Annotated in this window: 15 protein-coding genes and 5 tRNA genes; 5 read left to right on the top strand and 15 right to left on the bottom strand. The window is 71.8% G+C overall.

Annotated features, from left to right (window positions below; genetic code table 11):
* Positions 1-63 precede the first annotated feature (63 nt).
* The 3 genes from ACZ6EM_RS30075 to ACZ6EM_RS30065 are packed head-to-tail and all read right to left on the bottom strand — an operon-like array spanning position 64 to position 3,094.
* On the bottom strand, positions 64-1,209 hold the full coding sequence (locus ACZ6EM_RS30075; protein WP_452179755.1) for a D-alanine--D-alanine ligase family protein: 1,146 nt from the start codon (positions 1,207-1,209) through the stop codon (positions 64-66).
* A 56-nt stretch (positions 1,210-1,265) separates the two neighbouring features.
* Entirely contained in the window at positions 1,266-2,249 is a 984-nt protein-coding gene (locus ACZ6EM_RS30070; RefSeq protein ID WP_359900678.1) for an NAD(P)H-dependent glycerol-3-phosphate dehydrogenase, read from the bottom strand.
* Between the two features lie 14 nt (positions 2,250-2,263).
* Entirely contained in the window at positions 2,264-3,094 is an 831-nt protein-coding gene (locus ACZ6EM_RS30065; RefSeq protein ID WP_401054002.1) for a lysophospholipid acyltransferase family protein, read from the bottom strand.
* Positions 3,095-3,322: 228 nt separating this feature from the next.
* On the opposite strand from ACZ6EM_RS30065, the gene cofC reads away from it, so the two are divergent.
* Both cofC and ACZ6EM_RS30055 read left to right on the top strand, forming a co-directional pair.
* The gene (gene cofC / locus ACZ6EM_RS30060; RefSeq protein WP_401054001.1) at positions 3,323-4,006 is read left to right on the top strand and encodes a 2-phospho-L-lactate guanylyltransferase; all 684 of its coding nucleotides are present in this window, start codon (positions 3,323-3,325) and stop codon (positions 4,004-4,006) included.
* Positions 4,007-4,114: 108 nt separating this feature from the next.
* Positions 4,115-4,336, top strand: a complete 222-nt coding sequence (locus tag ACZ6EM_RS30055) for a hypothetical protein (RefSeq protein WP_359900536.1) — start codon at positions 4,115-4,117, stop codon at positions 4,334-4,336.
* Positions 4,337-4,547: 211 nt separating this feature from the next.
* Here the strand turns inward: ACZ6EM_RS30055 and ACZ6EM_RS30050 are convergent, their stop codons facing one another.
* From ACZ6EM_RS30050 to ACZ6EM_RS29995, 12 genes are all read right to left on the bottom strand, one after another.
* Entirely contained in the window at positions 4,548-5,327 is a 780-nt protein-coding gene (locus tag ACZ6EM_RS30050) for an HU family DNA-binding protein (RefSeq protein ID WP_465773700.1), read from the bottom strand.
* A gap of 133 nt (positions 5,328-5,460) precedes the next feature.
* Complete coding sequence (locus ACZ6EM_RS30045) at positions 5,461-5,808, bottom strand: SCO5555 family protein (RefSeq protein WP_380354200.1); 348 nt, start codon at positions 5,806-5,808, stop codon at positions 5,461-5,463.
* Positions 5,809-5,990: 182 nt separating this feature from the next.
* Complete coding sequence (leuD, locus tag ACZ6EM_RS30040) at positions 5,991-6,587, bottom strand: 3-isopropylmalate dehydratase small subunit (protein WP_401055301.1); 597 nt, start codon at positions 6,585-6,587, stop codon at positions 5,991-5,993.
* A 3-nt stretch (positions 6,588-6,590) separates the two neighbouring features.
* Positions 6,591-8,015, bottom strand: coding sequence for a 3-isopropylmalate dehydratase large subunit (gene leuC, locus ACZ6EM_RS30035; RefSeq protein ID WP_380543465.1), 1,425 nt, complete (start codon positions 8,013-8,015; stop codon positions 6,591-6,593).
* A gap of 302 nt (positions 8,016-8,317) precedes the next feature.
* Positions 8,318-8,392, bottom strand: a tRNA-Gln gene (locus ACZ6EM_RS30030).
* Positions 8,393-8,458: 66 nt separating this feature from the next.
* A tRNA-Glu gene (locus ACZ6EM_RS30025) sits at positions 8,459-8,531 on the bottom strand.
* A gap of 26 nt (positions 8,532-8,557) precedes the next feature.
* Positions 8,558-8,630: transfer RNA gene (locus ACZ6EM_RS30020), tRNA-Glu, on the bottom strand.
* 27 nt (positions 8,631-8,657) lie between these two features.
* Positions 8,658-8,730 (bottom strand) — tRNA-Glu (locus ACZ6EM_RS30015).
* A 37-nt stretch (positions 8,731-8,767) separates the two neighbouring features.
* Positions 8,768-8,839, bottom strand: a tRNA-Gln gene (locus ACZ6EM_RS30010).
* A gap of 238 nt (positions 8,840-9,077) precedes the next feature.
* Entirely contained in the window at positions 9,078-10,577 is a 1,500-nt protein-coding gene (gltX, locus tag ACZ6EM_RS30005) for a glutamate--tRNA ligase (RefSeq protein ID WP_401055058.1), read from the bottom strand.
* The gene (locus tag ACZ6EM_RS30000) at positions 10,570-11,370 is read right to left on the bottom strand and encodes a fumarylacetoacetate hydrolase family protein (protein WP_359915358.1); all 801 of its coding nucleotides are present in this window, start codon (positions 11,368-11,370) and stop codon (positions 10,570-10,572) included. Before ACZ6EM_RS30000 ends, gltX begins: the two co-directional genes overlap by 8 nt.
* 274 nt (positions 11,371-11,644) lie before the next feature.
* Positions 11,645-11,863, bottom strand: coding sequence for a hypothetical protein (locus tag ACZ6EM_RS29995; protein WP_359915360.1), 219 nt, complete (start codon positions 11,861-11,863; stop codon positions 11,645-11,647).
* A 636-nt stretch (positions 11,864-12,499) separates the two neighbouring features.
* On the opposite strand from ACZ6EM_RS29995, the gene ACZ6EM_RS29990 reads away from it, so the two are divergent.
* The 3 genes from ACZ6EM_RS29990 (at position 12,500) to ACZ6EM_RS29980 (ending at position 17,302) form a co-directional block, all read left to right on the top strand.
* Entirely contained in the window at positions 12,500-16,282 is a 3,783-nt protein-coding gene (locus ACZ6EM_RS29990) for a nitrate- and nitrite sensing domain-containing protein (RefSeq protein WP_465773699.1), read from the top strand.
* 10 nt (positions 16,283-16,292) lie between these two features.
* Entirely contained in the window at positions 16,293-16,706 is a 414-nt protein-coding gene (locus ACZ6EM_RS29985; RefSeq protein ID WP_359915368.1) for a roadblock/LC7 domain-containing protein, read from the top strand.
* A 170-nt stretch (positions 16,707-16,876) separates the two neighbouring features.
* On the top strand, positions 16,877-17,302 hold the full coding sequence (locus tag ACZ6EM_RS29980; protein ID WP_380456468.1) for a DUF742 domain-containing protein: 426 nt from the start codon (positions 16,877-16,879) through the stop codon (positions 17,300-17,302).
* The last annotated feature ends 50 nt before the right edge of the window (positions 17,303-17,352 follow it).

Genomic DNA, 17,352 nt, shown 5'->3' with positions numbered 1-17,352 from the left:
GACCCGGGGGACGCACCGAGGGCGGGCCGGGAGCTCCCGGCCCGCCCTCCGCGGCAGGACCCGCTAGCGCAGCCCGGTCGAGCGGCGCAGCGCCGTCCCGAGCAGCCGGTCGATCAGCTCCGGGTACGCGACCCCGCTGGCCTCCCACATCTTCGGGTAGGCCGAGATCGGGGTGAAGCCGGGCATGGTGTTGATCTCGTTGATCATCCAGGTGCCGTCCTCCAGCAGGAAGAAGTCCACCCGGGCCAGGCCCTCGCAGCCGAGCGCCTCGAAGGCCTCGACCGCCTGGCGCTGGATCTCGGCGAGCTCCTCGGCGGTCAGGTCCGCCGGGATCTTCACGTCCGAGGAGTCGATGTACTTGGCCTCGAAGTCGTAGAAGTCGAAGCCCTCGCCGACCAGGATCTCGCCGGCCACGCTGGCCCGCGGGCCGTCCTCGAACTCCAGCACGCCGCACTCGATCTCGCGGCCGGTCACGCCGGCCTCGATGATGAGCTTGGGGTCGTGCCGGCGGGCCTCCTCGATCGCGGCGTCGAGGTCGGCCAGGTCCTTCACCTTGGTGATGCCGATGCTGGAGCCGGCCCGGCAGGGCTTCACGAACAGCGGCAGACCCAGCTCGGCGGCCCGCTCGCGCACCGCCGCGCGGCCCGCCTCGGACTCCCAGTCGCGCGGCCGCACGATGGTGTAGCGGCCGACGTTCAGACCGTGCGAGGCCAGGATCCGCTTGGCGAACTCCTTGTCCATGCCGGCCGCGCTCGCCAGCACGCCGTTGCCGACGTACGGGACGCCGGAGAGCTCCAGCAGGCCCTGGAGCGTGCCGTCCTCGCCCCACGGACCGTGCAGCAGCGGGAACACCACGTCGACCTCGCCGAGGGCCTTGGGGGCGCTGCCCGGCTCGGTCAGGACCACCTCGCGGCTGCCCGGGGCGACCGGCAGCGCGACCTGGCCGTCGACGCCCTCGGCGACGTGCGCCACGTCCGGCAGCCGCCCGTCGGTGATGGCCATCCGGGCCGGCTCGTCGCTGGTCAGCGCCCAGCGGCCCTCGTGCGTGATGCCGATCGGCAGCACGTCGTACTTGTCGCGGTCGATCGCCCTGAGCACACTGCCCGCGGTGGAGACCGAGATCGCGTGCTCGGAGCTGCGCCCGCCGAAGACCAGCGCGACGCGCGGCTTCCGGTCGGGCCGGTTCGGGGAGGACTGTTCGATGCTCATATCGGTTTTGAGACTACCGTGCGAGACCCTGCCGGAAGGCAGGCGCCACCGGGGACTCAGCGCCGCTCGGCCTTCGCCGAACGCGACATCAGGGTCTGCAGCGCCTCCTGGGTCGGCCGCCCGTTGTGCACCACGTCCACCACGGCCTCGACGATCGGCATGTCGACCCCGTTGCGCCGGGCCAGGTCCAGGACCGACTCGCAGGACTTGACGCCCTCGGCGGTCTGCCGGGTGGCCGCGATGGTCTCCGCGAGCGACATGCCCCGGCCCAGGTTCATGCCGAAGGTGTTGTTGCGCGACAGCGGCGAGGAGCAGGTGGCCACCAGGTCGCCCATCCCGGCGAGTCCGGCGAAGGTGTGCGGGTCCGCGCCCAGCACCTCGCCGAGCCGGGTGGTCTCGGCCAGCCCGCGGGTGATCAGGGTCGCCTTGGTGTTGTCCCCGAGCCCCATGCCGGCCGCCATGCCGACCGCCAGGCCGATCACGTTCTTGACCGCGCCGCCGAGTTCGCAGCCCACCACGTCGGTGTTGGTGTACGGCCGGAAGTACGGTGTGTGGCAGGCCGCCTGGAGCCGCTTGGCGACCGCCTCGTCGGAGCAGGCGACCACGCTGGCCGCGGGCTGCCGGTTGGCGATCTCCTTGGCCAGGTTGGGCCCGCTGACCACCGCGACGCGCTCCGGGCCGACCCCGGTGACCTCGTCGATCACCTCGCTCATCCGCTTGGCGGTGCCGAGTTCGATGCCCTTCATCAGGCTCACCAGCACGGTCTGCGGCTCGATCAGCGGCGTCCAGGCGGCCAGGTTGTCGCGCAGCGTCTGCGAGGGCACCACGAGCACCGCGAAGTCGGCGCCGGCCAGCGCCTCGGCGGCGTCGGTGGTCGCCCGCACGGTGTCGGGCAGCCGGACGCCCGGGAGGTAGTCCGGGTTCTCGTGGGTGGAGTTGACGGCGTCCACCAGTTCCTGGCGGCGGGCCCACAGCACGACCTCGCAGCCCGCGTCGGCGAGCACCAGCGCGAACGCGGTGCCCCAGGAGCCGGTCCCCATCACGGCGCAACGGATCACTTGCCGGCCTCCTCGGTGCCCTTGCCCCGCTCGCCCTTGGCGCGCCGGCGCTCGGCCAGCGCCGCCGCGGCACGCTCCCGGGCGGCCCTGCGCATGTCGTAGCGCTCGGCCGGCGGCTCCTCGCCGCGGACCTCCGCCAGCACGGCGGTGATCGCCGTCATGATGTCCTCGGTCGCGTCGGCGAGCACCTGGGCGGTGAGCTCCTGCCCCCGGTACTTGCTCAGGTCCACCGCGGGCCCGGCCGCGACGGTGACCCTGTGCCGCGGGAACAGGTTGAACCTGCCCTTCCCGAGACCGGGCCGGCCGTACGGCGGAATGATCTCGTGGGCGCCCCAGTGCGCGACCGGGATGACCGGCGCACCGGTCATCAGCGCGACCCGGGCGACACCGCTCTTGCCGGTCATCGGCCACAGGTCCGGGTCCCGGGTGAGCGTGCCCTCCGGGTAGAACTGCACGCACTGGCCGCTGTTGACCGCGTCGATCGCGGCCCGGAACGCCTGCGCGGCGTCGGTGGACTCGCGGAACACCGGAATCTGACCGGTCTTGCGCAGCATGAATCCGATGAAGGGGATCGAGAACAGCGAGGACTTGCCGAGAATGCGCGGCGGACGTCCGCTGTTGTACTGCCAGTGCGCGTAGATCACCGGATCGATGATCGAATTGTGGTTCACCGCGGCGATGAAGCCGCCGTTCTTCGGAATGTGCTCCCAGCCCCGCCAGTCGGGCTTCACCAGGGCGGTCGTCACCGGCTTCACCAGCACGGCCGCGAAGCGGTACCAGATGCCGTAGTCGGCGTTGCCGAACTTGGCGTACGAGCGGCGGGCCACCCCAGCTCCTTCTCATCCGATGCGGCACGGATTACCGCGGTCATGGCGTCCCGGTGCCGCGCACCGATTCCACCGGTGCCCGGGCCGCGGGCGCGGAACAGTGTCGCCCGCCCGATCACCGGCTGTCGAGCAACCGCGCCAACCCGCCCGGCGGGCGTGATCAAACGCACGTCCGCACAGCTCGGACGGCCTGGCGAGGGCTCCGGGACCGGCGTCAGAATGACGCCGATGACCCAGGACACCGTACGCCCCAGCGGGGCCGTCGCGCCCCCCGCACCCACCGCCGGCTGGTCGCTGGTGCTTCCGCTCAAGCCGCTCACCATGGCGAAGAGCAGACTGGCCCCGTACGCCGGACCGCACCGGGCCGACCTGGCCCTGTCCTTCGCCCTGGACACCGTCACCGCCGCCCTGGCCACCCCCGGGGTCGGCCGGGTCCTGGTGGTCACCCGCGACGCCGCGGCCGGCGCCCGACTGACCGCGCTCGGCGCCCTGGTGGTCGCCGACGAGCCCGACGGAGGCCTCAACCGGGCGCTGGCGCACGGCGCCGAGAGCGCCCTGGCCCTGGCCCCGCGGGCCCCGCTGGCGGTGCTCTCGGCGGACCTCCCGGCGCTGCGTCCGGCCGAACTGGCCCGGGTGCTGGGCGCGGTGCCGGCGGACGGCCGGGCCTTCCTGCCGGACACCCCCGGCCTCGGCACCACGCTGCTCGCCTGCACCCCCGGCCGTCCGCTCTCCCCCGCCTTCGGGGACGGCTCACGGGCCCGGCACGCGGCCGGCGGGGCACTCGAACTGCGCCTCGCGGACGTGGAGTCGGTGCGCCGGGACGTGGACACCGGGACGGACCTCGGCGAGGCCGCGGCGCTCGGCCTCGGCCCGCACACCAGCGCGCTGTTCGCCCGGCTGAGCCTTTCCTGAGCCCTCCCGGTCGCCGCCCGGGCACCGCCCGGAGCCGCCCCGGCGCGTCCCGGCCCGGGCGTCGACCTGCTCCCGGGCCGGGGCCGGCCCGCTCGCTATGCTGCTCGCATGCAGGCCACCTCGTTCACCTTCGACCCCGCCACCCGGGCCGGCTCCGTGCTGCTCGACGACGGGACCCCGGTGCCGTTCGACGCGGCCGCCTTCGACGCCGGCGGCCTGCGGCTGCTGCGCCCCGGCCAGCGGGTGCGGATCCGCACCGAGGGCACCGGCGAGGCCCGCCGGGTGGTCTTCGTGACGCTCCAGACCTTCCCGGACCCCGCCGAGGGCTGACGGCCCCGTCCGGGGCCGTCGGGCCCGGCCGGACCGGCCCGCGGACCATCCCGCCGTACCGCCCGGAACTCCCCCGTGCCACCGCACGCCGTCGATTCCTGACTAAGCGCCCGGAAATCGAAAGAGCCGCGGCGACCCGTCTCCGTGAATTCACGGAAGGGGGGTGCCGCGGCTCTGAGCCGAAGGCCGTCCTGGGACGGTCGCGCGGGACTTACTTGGCAGAGGTCTTGCGCGCGGTGGTCTTGCGGGTGGCGGTCTTCTTCGCCGGCGCCGTCTTCTTGGCCGTGGCGGTCGCCTTCTTGGCGGTGGCCGTGGTCTTCTTGGCGGCCGCCGTGGTGGTCGCCTTCTTCGCCGCGGCCGTCTTCTTGGTCGCGGCGGCCTTGGTCGCGGTCGCCGTGGTCTTCTTCGCGGCGGTGGTCTTCGCGGCCGTGGTCTTGGCGGCGGTGGCCTTGACGGCCGTGGTCTTCGCGGCGGTCTTCTTGGCGGTCGCCGTGGTCTTCTTGGCGGCGGCCGTGGTGGTCGCCTTCTTGACGGCGGCCGTGGTGGCCGTCTTCTTGACGGCGGCCTTCTTGGCGGCCGGGGCGGCGGCGGCGGCAGCGGCAGCACGCTTGGTGGCGGCACGCTTGGCGGCCGGGGTGGCGGCCACGCCGCTCTTGCCCGGGGTGAGGGAGCCCTTGGGGGCCTTCTTCACCGAGGGGCCTTCCTTCGGCAGCTTCTTGCTGCCGCTGACCAGGTCCTTGAAGCCCTGACCCGGACGGAAGCGCGGGACCGAGGTCTTCTTGACCTTGACCCGCTCGCCGGTCTGCGGGTTGCGGGCGAAGCGCGCGGAGCGCTCCACCTTCTCGAAGGTGCCGAACCCGGTGACCGAGACCCGGTCACCGGCCACAACGGCACGGACCATGGTGTCGAGCACTGCGTCGACGGCCTCTGCGGCAGCCTTGCGACCGCCCAGCTGCTCGGCCACCGCTTCGACAAGCTGAGCCTTGTTCACGTCTTCCCCTTCGGAAACGGGCGCCGGATGATTCCATCCGTTCTTTTCGCACGTTAGGTATGTATCTGCGGACTTTCAATTACCAAACGCGCGAATCACCCTAGTGTCGCAATGGATTTGCGCGTCGGCGACCTCAGTCGAGCGGCGGGGGCCGCTCGTCGAGGTCATGTACAAAGCGACTCAACCGCCTTGCCGCCTCCGGAAGATCGCGCTTGGCGGCCTCGGTGACGATGAGGAGTTGACGGGTGAGAGCGGTCTTTGCATCGGCAGACACGTTCAGCGCATGCACGCGGGCGTGAGCTTGCTTCAACCGCTCGGCCACAAGCGCGTAGAGCGCTGCGACTTCCTGGTCGTCCGGCCCCTCAGCTGGTGCGGAGGTGACGTCCGGCCGATCGTCAATTCGGCGTTCGGATGGCCGGCCCATGGAGTCCTCAGCCGCGGGTTCGCCGCCCGCGTACGGAGGTTCATGGTGCCGGTGCATGTACTGATTGTGCCATCTACCCGCAGTTGTACTTGCGCGGGCCCCTCTTCCGCAAAGCCAAATGGGCAATCCGGGGCGGGCCGCGGCGCTAACTCGTGCTCCGGAACGACGGATGGCCCGGCCCCCCCGAGGGGGGCACGGGCCATCCGGTGGATCGTCAGAATGCTTGTTCTGAGGGGAACTCAGGCGACCGGCAGAGTACGGGGCTTGAAGGCCGGGCGGGTCTCCTCGAAGGCCGCGATGTCGGCCTCGTTCCGCAGGGTGATGCTGATGTCGTCCAGGCCGTTGAGCAGCCGCCACCGGACGTTGTCGTCCAGTTCGAAGGCCGCGACGACGCCCTCGGCACGCACTTCGCGCGCCTCCAGGTCGACGGTGATCTCGGCCGAAGGGTCACTCTCCGTGAGCGCCCAGAGCCGTTCCACGGTCTCCTGCGGCAGGACGACCGTCAGCAGGCCGTTCTTCAGGGAGTTGCCCCGGAAGATGTCGGCGAAGCGCGACGAGATGACCGCGTGGAAGCCGTAGTTCTGGAGCGCCCAGACGGCGTGCTCCCGGGAGGAGCCGGTGCCGAACTCGGGGCCGGCCACCAGGACCGTGGCGCCCTGCCGCTCGGGCCGGTTGAGGATGAACGACTCGTCCTTGCGCCAGGCCTCGAACAGGCCGCCCTCGAAACCGGATCGGGTGACCTTCTTGAGCCAGTGGGCCGGGATGATCTGGTCGGTGTCCACGTTGCTGCGACGCAGCGGCACGGCCCGGCCGGTGTGGGTGGTGAACTTCTCCATGGCTCAGGCCTCCACGGCAGCGACGTCGGCGGACAGGTCGGAGGGGGCGGCGAGACGGCCCAGGACGGCGGTCGCGGCGGCGACCTGCGGGGAGACCAGGTGGGTGCGGCCGCCCTTGCCCTGCCGGCCCTCGAAGTTGCGGTTCGAGGTGGAGGCGCAGCGCTCCCCCGGGGCCAGCTGGTCGGGGTTCATGCCCAGGCACATCGAGCAGCCCGCGTGGCGCCACTCGGCACCGGCCGCGGTGAACACCTTGTCCAGGCCCTCCTCGACGGCCTGGAGGGCGACCCGGACGGAGCCGGGGACCACCAGCATCCGGACGCCGTCGGCGACCCGGCGGCCCTCCACGACGGCCGCGGCGGCCCGCAGGTCCTCGATCCGGCCGTTGGTGCAGGAGCCGACGAAGACGGCGTCGACCTTCACCTCGCGCAGCGGGGTTCCGGCCTCCAGACCCATGTACGCCAGGGCGTTCTCGGCGGCCAGGCGCTCCTGCGGGTCGGCGAAGGACGCCGGGTCCGGCACCTCGGCGCCCAGCGGGGCGCCCTGGCCCGGGTTGGTGCCCCAGGTGACGAACGGGGTCAGCTCGCTCGCGTCGATGAAGATCTCGTGGTCGAAGACCGCGTCCTCGTCGGTGCCCAGGGTCCTCCAGTACGCGACGGCGGCGTCCCAGTCCTCGCCCTGCGGGGCGTGCGGGCGGCCCTGGAGGTACGCGAAGGTGGTCTCGTCCGGGGCGATCATGCCCGCCCGGGCACCGGCCTCGATCGACATGTTGCAGACGGTCATCCGGGCCTCCATGGACAGGCTCCGGATCGCCGAACCGCGGTACTCCAGGACGTAGCCCTGGCCGCCGCCGGTGCCGATCTTCGTGATGACGGCCAGGATCAGGTCCTTGGCGGTGACGCCCTCGGGCAGCTCGCCCTCGACGGTGACCGCCATCGTCCGGAACGGCGCCAGCGGCAGCGTCTGGGTGGCCAGCACGTGCTCGACCTGGCTGGTGCCGATGCCGAACGCCAGTGCGCCGAAAGCGCCGTGGGTCGAGGTGTGGGAGTCACCGCAGACCACGGTCATGCCGGGCTGGGTCAGGCCGAGCTGCGGGCCGACGACGTGCACGACGCCCTGCTCGACGTCGCCGAGCGAGTGGATCCGGACGCCGAATTCGGCGGCGTTCCTGCGCAGGGTCTCCAGCTGCACCCTGGAGACCGGGTCGGCGATCGGCTTGTCGATGTCCAGGGTGGGGGTGTTGTGGTCCTCGGTGGCGATCGTCAGATCGGTGCGGCGGACCGTGCGGCCGGCCAGCCGCAGCCCGTCGAAGGCCTGCGGGCTGGTGACCTCGTGGAGCAGGTGCAGGTCGATGAAGAGGAGGTCGGGTTCGCCCTCCGCGCGCCGCACGACGTGGTCGTCCCAGACCTTCTCTGCGAGTGTCCGTCCCATCGGATTCCCTCCAGCCGGCCGCGTTGCCGGCCTTCTCGTGTCGTCGAGGTCAAAGCGTGTGCGCCGCCCTGAGACTCCCGGGCCGCTCCCGTCCAGAGTGGCGCTTTTCGCCGGAGATTGAACTTGTGTCTCGCGGAGTGAGACCGCAGTCTTAGCGCATGGACAGCGCTCCGTCCCCCTCCGCCGCCGGGCGGCAGGGCCCGCGGAAAGCCGGAAGGGCCCCGCTCGGAACGGAGCGGGGCCCTTCGGGGCATTTCCGGGGAAAGCAAAAAGACCCCGGGGACCGGGGTCTTTCCAATTTCTGGCTGGGGTACCAGGACTCGAACCTAGACTAAATGAACCAGAATCACTCGTGCTGCCAATTACACCATACCCCAACACAAAGCAAGGGCCGATGGGCATGTTCCTCGAAAGAACACAGCCACCGGCTTCCTGCTCTGAAGTACCCCCGACCGGATTCGAACCGGCGCTACTGCCGTGAGAGGGCAGCGTGCTAGGCCGCTACACAACGGGGGCTTCCTGGCGATCCCTTGCGGGATCAGTACCCCCGACCGGATTCGAACCGGCGCTACTGCCGTGAGAGGGCAGCGTGCTAGGCCGCTACACAACGGGGGCTTTCCAGGTGATCCCTTGCGGGATCAGTACCCCCGACCGGATTCGAACCGGCGCTACTGCCGTGAGAGGGCAGCGTGCTAGGCCGCTACACAACGGGGGCTTGATCTTCTTTTGTGGTGCTGTACTCATGTACTGCGCTGGGGTACCAGGACTCGAACCTAGACTAAATGAACCAGAATCACTCGTGCTGCCAATTACACCATACCCCACCAGAGTTGAACCCTCGCGGGCCCTTCTCAGGCGTTGCGCCTCTCGGTCGGTCCCTTCCGAGGGGCTTTCGTTCCCTCGTCCGTTCCCTCCCGGGCGGCGCAGAAAGAACATTACCCGACGTCGGCCCCGGGTCCAAAATCGATAACCCCAGGCAGCGGCCGGGAGGCCTGCGGACGGCCTCCGGGTACGCCGCGGGCCCGGCACGAAGCCGGGCCCGCGGCCTGCTCGGCGCCCCGCTCAGGCGGCCGGCAGGGCGTCCAGGGCGGCCCGCAGCCGCCGCAGCGTCTCCGGGCGTCCCAGCAGCTCCATGGACTCGAACAGCGGCGGGGAGACCCGGCGGCCGGTGACGGCCACCCGCAGCGGCGTGAAGGCGAACTTGGGCTTGATGCCCAGCCCCTCCACCAGCGCCTCGCGCAGCGCGGCCTGGATCGGCTCCGGGGTGAAGTCCGCGAGCTCCTCCAGCGCCTTGATGCTGGCCTCCAGCACCGGGCGGGCGTCCGCGGTGAGCACCTTGGCGGCGTCGTCCGGGTCGAGGGCGAACTTCTCCGGCGCCACGAACAGGAAGCCGGCCATGTTCACGATCTCGCTCAGCACGACCATCCGCTCCTGGGTGAGCGGCGCCACCTTGGCGAGCAGGTCCAGCTGCTGGGCGGTGGGCTCGGCCGGCAGCAGCTCGGCGCCCTGGAGGAAGGGCACCAGGCGGCGGACGAAGTCCTCCGGGGCCAGCCGGCGGACGTGCTCGGCGTTGATCGCCTCGCACTTCTTCAGGTCGAAGCGGGCCGGGTTGGCGTTCACCTTGGTGACGTCGAAGGCGGCGACCATCTCGTCCATGTCGAACAGGTCGCGGTCCTCGGCCAGCGACCAGCCCAGCAGGGACAGGTAGTTGAGCAGGCCCTCGCGGATGAAGCCGCGCTCGCGGTACATGTTGAGCGAGGACTGCGGGTCGCGCTTGGAGAGCTTCTTGTTGCCCTCGCCCATCACGTACGGCAGGTGGCCGAAGCGCGGGGTGGTGCCGTTGCCGACGCCGATCTCGGCGAGCGCGGCGTACAGCGCGATCTGCCGCGGGGTGGAGGAGAGCAGGTCCTCGCCGCGCAGCACGTGGGTGATGCCCATCAGGGCGTCGTCCACCGGGTTGACCAGGGTGTACAGCGGGGCGCCGTTGGCCCGGACGATGCCGTAGTCCGGCACGTTCTCCGGCTCGAAGGTGAGCGTGCCGCGGACCAGGTCGTCGAAGCTGAGGGTCTTGTCCGGCATCCGGAAGCGCAGGATCGGCTCGCGCTTCTCCAGCTTGTAGACCGCCACCTGCTCGTCCGTCAGGTCGCGGCAGTGCCCGTCGTAGCCGGAGGGCTTGCCGGCCGCGCGGGCGGCCTCGCGGCGGGCGTCCAGCTCCTCGGTGGAGCAGTAGCAGTAGTAGGCGTGGCCGGCCTCGTACAGGCGGCGGGCGACATCGGCGTAGATGTCCATCCGCTGCGACTGGCGGTACGGCGCGTCCGGGCCGCCGACCTCCGGGCCCTCGTCCCAGTCGAGGCCGAGCCAGCGCATGGCGTCGAGCAGCTGGTTGTACGACTCCTCGGAGTCGCGGGCGGAGTCGGTGTCCTCGATCCGGAAGACCAGCGTGCCGCCGTTGTGGCGGGCGTAGGCCCAGTTGAAGAGGGCCGTGCGGACCATCCCCACGTGGGGGTTGCCGGTCGGGGAGGGACAGAAGCGAACCCGGACGGCCGGGTCAGTGTTAGCCACGCTTGATCACCTTGTTGGTGAGAGTGCCGATGCCTTCGATGGAGACGGCGACCTCGTCGCCGACGTTGAGCGGGCCCACCCCTGCGGGCGTGCCGGTGAGGATGACGTCGCCGGGCAGCAGCGTCATGGCCTCGGAGATGTGGACGATCAGCTCGGCGACCGAGCGGACCATCAGGGAGGTGCGGCCGGTCTGGCGGAGCTCGCCGTTGACCGTGCAGGTGATCGCGAGGTCGCTCGGGTCGAGGTCGGTCTCGATCCACGGGCCCAGCGGGCAGGCCGTGTCGAAGCCCTTGGCCCGGGCCCACTGGCCCTCGCGCTGCTGGACGTCCCGGGCGGTGACGTCGTTGGCGCAGGTGTAGCCGAGGATCACCTCGGGCACCCGGTCCAACGGGACCTCGCGGCACATCCGGCCGATCACCACGGCCAGTTCGGCCTCGTGGTGGACGTCCGAGGAGAACGGCGGGTACGCGATGCTCTCGGTCGGACCGATCACCGAGGTGGACGGCTTGAAGAAGGTGAGCGGGGCGTCCGGGACCTCGTTGCCCAGCTCCGCCGCGTGCGCCGCGTAGTTGCGGCCGACCGCCACGATCTTGTTCGGGAGCATCGGGCTGAGCAGCCGGACGTCCTGGAAGCGGTAGCTCTCACCGGTGGGCTGGGGCTGGCCGAACGGGTGGCCGGCCAGCGCGTGGACGACCAGCGAGTCGGGCCGGGAAGGGTCGCCCTCCACCACGCCGAAGGAGACGCTGCCGGCGGCAGGGCTCCCTTCCCGGACGGAAAACCTGGCAATGCGCACGGCTGGGACACCCCTCGCTTCGTCGGCCGCCCGGGGCGCGCCCGGGCGCTGGTGGGCGCCCCGCCCGCAGTGGGCGCGGCCCCGTCAATCGGGCTCCAGGCTATCGCGTGGGGGCCCGGCCGACCGCTTTGCCCCTGTTCAGGAGGGTCGGGGCCGAATGCCCCGCGAGGCGCGCGGGCGGGTCGCCGCCGCGGGCCGCGGGGGCGCCGCACAACGGCGAGGGCGCCGCCGCCACCGGGGTGACGACGGCGCCCTCGTCGCGGCGCTGCGGCGGTCAGTCCTGCAGGACGACGACCGGGGCGACCATCAGCCGGGTGCGGCGCGGGTTGGCGGTGGCGGCCGGCAGCTCGGTGCCGTAGGTCACGACGTCCTCGGGCTTGCGGGCGCCCGGGATCTTGCTGAAGTCCTCGACCGAGGCCAGCGTCGTCCGGCGGGGGTTCGCCGTGGGGCGGCAGGACAGCGTGGACTTGGTGGCGTTCTTCGCCTGGGACATCGAGAGCACCTCGTGGTCATGGCCGGGTCGATCGCGGCGATCGGCACCGGCCTGATGGATTCCGATTGATTCGGAGGGGTTCTGGGCAGGCTGATCGGGGCCGTGCTCCGGAGACAGCCAGGTTACGAGATCTCATTCCACAGAGGCCGTGACCAAAGCTACACATTAGACTGTGATTTTGCTCACAAAATGCCGAGCAAAGTGCAGATATCCGACATATCGCCGCACCGGGATTTTCCGGCATTTCGCCGATAAGGGGCATTCCGGAAGGTCTGTGACTCTTCCCGACCCCGGGTCCGCTTGGCATGTATCCGGCGAGTGTCCGAAAAAGGCGGTATTCCGGTCCTGTTACCGCACAGTCCGTGAGAAGACGCAAGCGGTCGGTAGCGCCGGGCGCCCGGTTCGTGCGGCCCTTGTTGGGATTCCCCGGCTGTGCTGGAATGCGACGGACCGTGGGTAGGGAGTGGTCCACCCCGGTGCCCGCTCTCCCGGACCGGCCGGGGTGCGGATGGAAACTCGACACCGTCCAGGCCGTGGCGACGCGGCGGGACGCCCGGTCCAGAGGTTGCGACGCCAGTGCAGGGACGTTTCAAAAGGGGTAGCGGCGCCGCGGGTAACCCGGAGTCGCGTGAGCCTGTGGCAGCCCCTCAACAGGCGGCGGCCCCCAGCGGCCCGGCCGAGCCGGTGACACCCGAGGCCGTCGGCCACCCGGAGGAGGAGGGCCAGGAGCGGAAGTCCGCCCGGGACAAACTCCGCACCTCCCTGACCCGGCGCCGCGCCACCGGTCTGAACCGGCTCGCGATGCGCAACTGGCGCATCCGCACCCGTCTGATCGCGCTGCTCGCCCTCCCCGTGCTGGTCTCGCTGGTCCTCGGTGGCCTGCGCATCCAGAGCTCGATGGAGAACTCGCAGCAACTCGCCCAGATGGCCAACCTCTCCGACCTGGCCAAGAAGGCGACCAACCTCGCGGACGCGCTCCAGACCGAGCGCGACATCAGCGCCGGCCCGATCACCCACGACCCGGCCGCGCCGCTGGACGACGACATCGTCGCGGCCCGCAAGTCCACCGACGACCTGAGCCGCACCTTCACCGCCTCCTCCGACAAGTTCGAGAACCTCGAACTGTCCGGCGGAAAGGCGCTGTTGCTCCAGATCCGCAAGGACCTGAACTCGATCGCGGACACCCGCAGCCTGCCGTACCAGAACAACCAGAACATCCAGTCGACGATCACCGCCTACGACGTGATCATCCGCGACCTGCTGTCCATCACCCAGGACATCGCGCTCGCGTCGAACAACAAGGACCTGGTCGTCTCCACCCGCGCGCTCCAGCAGTTCTCGCTGGCGAAGAACGCGACCTCGCAGCAGCGGGCCCTGATCAGCGCCGCGCTCGCCAACCCGAAGACCCCCGACCTCAGCCCCAGCGACGAGTCCTTCGGTATCCGTCTGCGCAGCTCGTACGACAACGCGATCGCGAGCTTCAACAACATCTACACCGCGCACGACCTGGACAACCTGCGCAGCCAGCTGAGCTACAACTCGGTGGTCGCCGACGCCGACCGCTACGCCTCCACGATCCTCACCCAGAGCGGCATCCGCCAGACCGAGGCGGTCAGCTACAAGGACTGGTTCGAGAAGGCCAGCTCCAAGATCACCGCCGAGCGCCGGATCGAGTCCAAGCTCATCGAGAACCTGGACGGCAAGGCCCAGGACCTCCAGTCCCAGGCCGACGCCGACGCCCTGATCATCGGTGTCGCGGTCGCCCTGGTGCTGCTCGTCGCCCTCGGTGGCGCCGGTCTGATCGCCCGCTCGATGGTGCGCTCGCTGACCCGCCTCCAGGCGGCGGCCGAGGACGTCGCCGAGCGCCGTCTGCCCGAGCTGGTCAAGACCCTCTCCGAGGCCGACCCGCACGACGTCGACACCACGGTCGAACCGGTCGCCGTCGACTCCACCGACGAGATCGGCCACGTGGCCCACGCGTTCGACATGGTGCACAGCGAGGCCGTCCGCCTCGCCGCCGAGCAGGCCCTCCTGCGAGGCAACATCAACGCGATGTTCACCAACCTCTCGCGCCGCAGCCAGGGCCTCATCCAGCGCCAGCTGTCGCTCATCTCCGAGCTGGAGAGCCGCGAGGCCGACCCGGACCAGCTGGCCAACCTCTTCAAGCTGGACCACCTCGCGACCCGCATGCGCCGCAACGGCGAGAACCTCCTCGTCCTCGCCGGCGAGGACCCGGGCCGCCGCTGGACCCGTCCCGTCCCGCTGGTCGACGTGCTCCGCGCCGCCGCCTCCGAGGTGGAGCAGTACGAGCGCATCGAACTCGCCGCCGTGCCGTCGGCCGAGGTCGCCGGCCGCGTCGTCAACGACCTCGTCCACCTGCTCGCCGAGCTGCTGGAGAACGCCACCTCGTTCTCCAGCCCGCAGACCCGCGTCCGGGTCACCGGCCACGCGCTGCCGGACGGCCGCGTGCTGGTCGAGATCCACGACACCGGCATCGGCCTGAGCCCCGACGACCTCGCCGAGATCAACGAGCGCCTCGCCAACCCGCCGACGGTGGACGTCTCGGTCTCCCGCCGCATGGGCCTCTTCGTGGTCGGCCGCCTGTCCCTGCGACACGGCATCCGCATCCAGCTGCGCCCCAGCGACTCCGGCGGCACCACCGCGCTGGTCATGCTCCCCGTGGACGTCACCAATTCGGGTGACCGCCGCGGCACCGGCCGGGCCGGCTCCGGCCAGGGCAAGCAGCAGCGCGGGGTCACCCCGACGCCGCGCCAGCAGCGCCAGGTGCCGCCCGCCCGCCAGGGCGGTCCCGCCGCGCTCGGCCAGGGCCCGGCCGCGGGTGCCCCGCAGGGCGGTCGCCCGCAGCTCGGCCAGGGCGGTCCGGCCGCTCCGGCCGCTCCCGCTCCGCAGGCCGGCCCGGGTGCGCCCGCCGGCGGTCTGCCGACCCGCCAGGTCGGCAAGTCGCTGCGGGAGAACCCGGCCCCGCAGGGCGGCGCTCAGCAGGGCCAGGGCCAGGGCCAGAGCCAGAGCCGACGGCCCACCCAGCCGCAGCAGAAGCAGCAGGCCCCGCAGCAGCCGCAGGCGCCGCAGCAGCAGACTCCGCAGCAGGCCCAGCAGGGCGGTCTGCCGCAGCGCGCCCCGGGCCGCCAGGGCCCGCCGCAGAGCGGCCCGAACGGCCTGCCGCGCCGCGGCGGCCGTCCGCAGCAGCCCGGTCAGCCCCAGCCGGGTCAGCCCCAGCCCGGTCAGCAGCAGGCCGGTCAGCAGCAGCCTGGCCGGCCCGGCCAGGAACGGCAGCGTCCCGGCGGCGAGTTCGACGGCGGTCCGGGCGCCCGGACCGGCGAGCAGCCGCAGCACGGCCGCCCCGGCGGTCCCGGCACGCCGCAGCAGGGTGCCCGTCCGGGCAACCGTCCGCAGGACGGCCTGCCGCAGCGACGTCCGGCCCCGCAGGGCCCCGGTGCCCCCGGTGCCCCCGGCCGGCCCGCCGGCCAGGTCCCGCGCGGTCCGCAGCGCCCCGGCCCGGACGCGCCGCAGCGCGACCGTCAGCCGCAGCTGCCGCCGCAGGCCCAGCAGCAGCCCCAGCCGCTGCCGTCGGCCGAGCCGGCGCCGGTGGAGAGCACCCAGCAGTTCGCCCGCCCGCGCTTCGAGGCCAGCCAGATCGACCCGCGCGACCCGCTGGGCCTCGGCCTGGTCGAGCCGGTGCTGCCGAACGTGCCGAACCCGCCGCGTCCGGAGCCGGTGCGCCAGGAGCAGGCGCCGCAGCAGCCGCAGCCGCTGCCGTACCAGGAGCCGATGGCGCTGCCGACCGGTCCGTCCGAGGCCGGTCAGCGGCCCGGCGGCGAGCAGCCGTGGGCCCCGCAGGCCGACGGCCAGCAGGCGCGGCAGCGGTCGTACCAGCCGCGCCGCCCCGGCACCTCCTCGCCGGAGTTCCAGCCGCAGGCCCAGGAGCAGCAGGCTCCGCGACAGGCACCCCGGCAGCAGGCGCCCCAGCCGGCTCCGCAGCAGCAGGCCCAGCAGCAGAACCAGCAGCAGCCTCCGCAGCCGCAGCCGCAGGGCCAGCAGCCCGGCGACGCGCCGTGGCGTCCGTCCGCGAACGACGAGCGCTGGCGCCGGGCCGAGCAGATCCGCGAGCCCTCGACCAGCGGTGTCACCATGTCGGGCCTGCCCCGGCGGACCCCGCAGGCCAACCTGGTCTCCGGCACCGCCGAGGCCTCGCCGCTGACCGGTCCGCAGGTCTCCCGGGCCCCCGAGGAGGTCCGCGGCCGGCTAACCAACCTGCGCCGCGGCATCCAGCAGGGCCGCCGCGTCGGGGCCGAGCAGGCCGCCAACCAGTCGGGCTTCCAGCATGGTGCCCAGCAGCCCGGATTCGATAGTTTCGGTGGCCGGAGCGACGGCAACGGCGCAGATCACCAGGAGCGTTGAGTTGAACCAGATGAGCCAGGCCGCACAGAACCTGAACTGGCTGATCACCAATTTCGTGGACAACACCCCCGGGGTGTCCCACACCGTGGTGGTCTCCGCGGACGGCCTCCTGCTGTGCATGTCCGAGGGCTTCCCCAGGGACCGGGCCGACCAGTTGGCGGCGGTCGCCTCCGGTCTCACCTCGCTGACCAACGGTGCGAGCCGGATCTTCGAGGGCGGCGAGGTCAACCAGACCGTGGTCGAGATGGAGCGGGGGTTCCTGTTCCTGATGGCCGTCAGCGACGGCTCGGCGCTGGCCGTCCTGGCCGCCCCGGACTCCGACATCGGCCTCGTCGGCTACGAGATGGCCCTGCTCGTCGACCGGGCCGGCGCCGTCCTCACCCCCGCACTCCGCGCGGAACTCCAGGGCAGTCTCCTGCACTGACCCGGGGCTCCCGCGCGGATCCGTCCACCCCGTCCCACCTGCCCTCGCCGGGTCCGACCCGACCGGACCCGGCGAACCACCCTCAGCTACCCTCAGGCAGCTGATCTCGCCTCAGCTGGCACCGCCCCAGCTGGAACCGGCTGCTCAAGGCTGCAGCACTAGGAGGACCCATGACCCCGCCTTCGACACCCGCCGGCTCGTACGGCAACGGGTACGGCAGCGGCTACGGCGGGCAGCAGTCCGACGGCTACGAGCAGCAGCCGCTGGTCCGCCCGTACGCGATGACCGGCGGCCGGACCCGCCCGCGGTACCAGCTCGCCATCGAGGCCCTGATCTCCACGACCGGCTCGGCCGACCGGGCCAGCGGACTGCTGCCCGAGCACGCCCGGATCGTCAGCCTCTGCCGCGAGGTCAAGTCCATCGCGGAGATCTCCGCACTGGCCGGCGTGCCGCTCGGTGTCGCCCGCATCCTCGTCGCCGACCTTGCCGAGGCCGGTCTCGTCGCCATCCACCAGCCCGCCGCCGCGGGCGAGTCGGGCGGAACGCCCGATGTCACGCTGCTCGAAAGGGTCCTCAGTGGACTTCGCAAGCTCTAACGCGGCCGCCCCCACCCGCGCCACCACCTCCGCGAAGATCGTCGTCGCGG

This window comes from Kitasatospora sp. NPDC041917, from assembly GCF_055589745.1.
The sequence above is the reverse complement of the archived record's forward strand: the minus strand, read 5'-3'. Positions and strand labels throughout refer to the sequence as shown.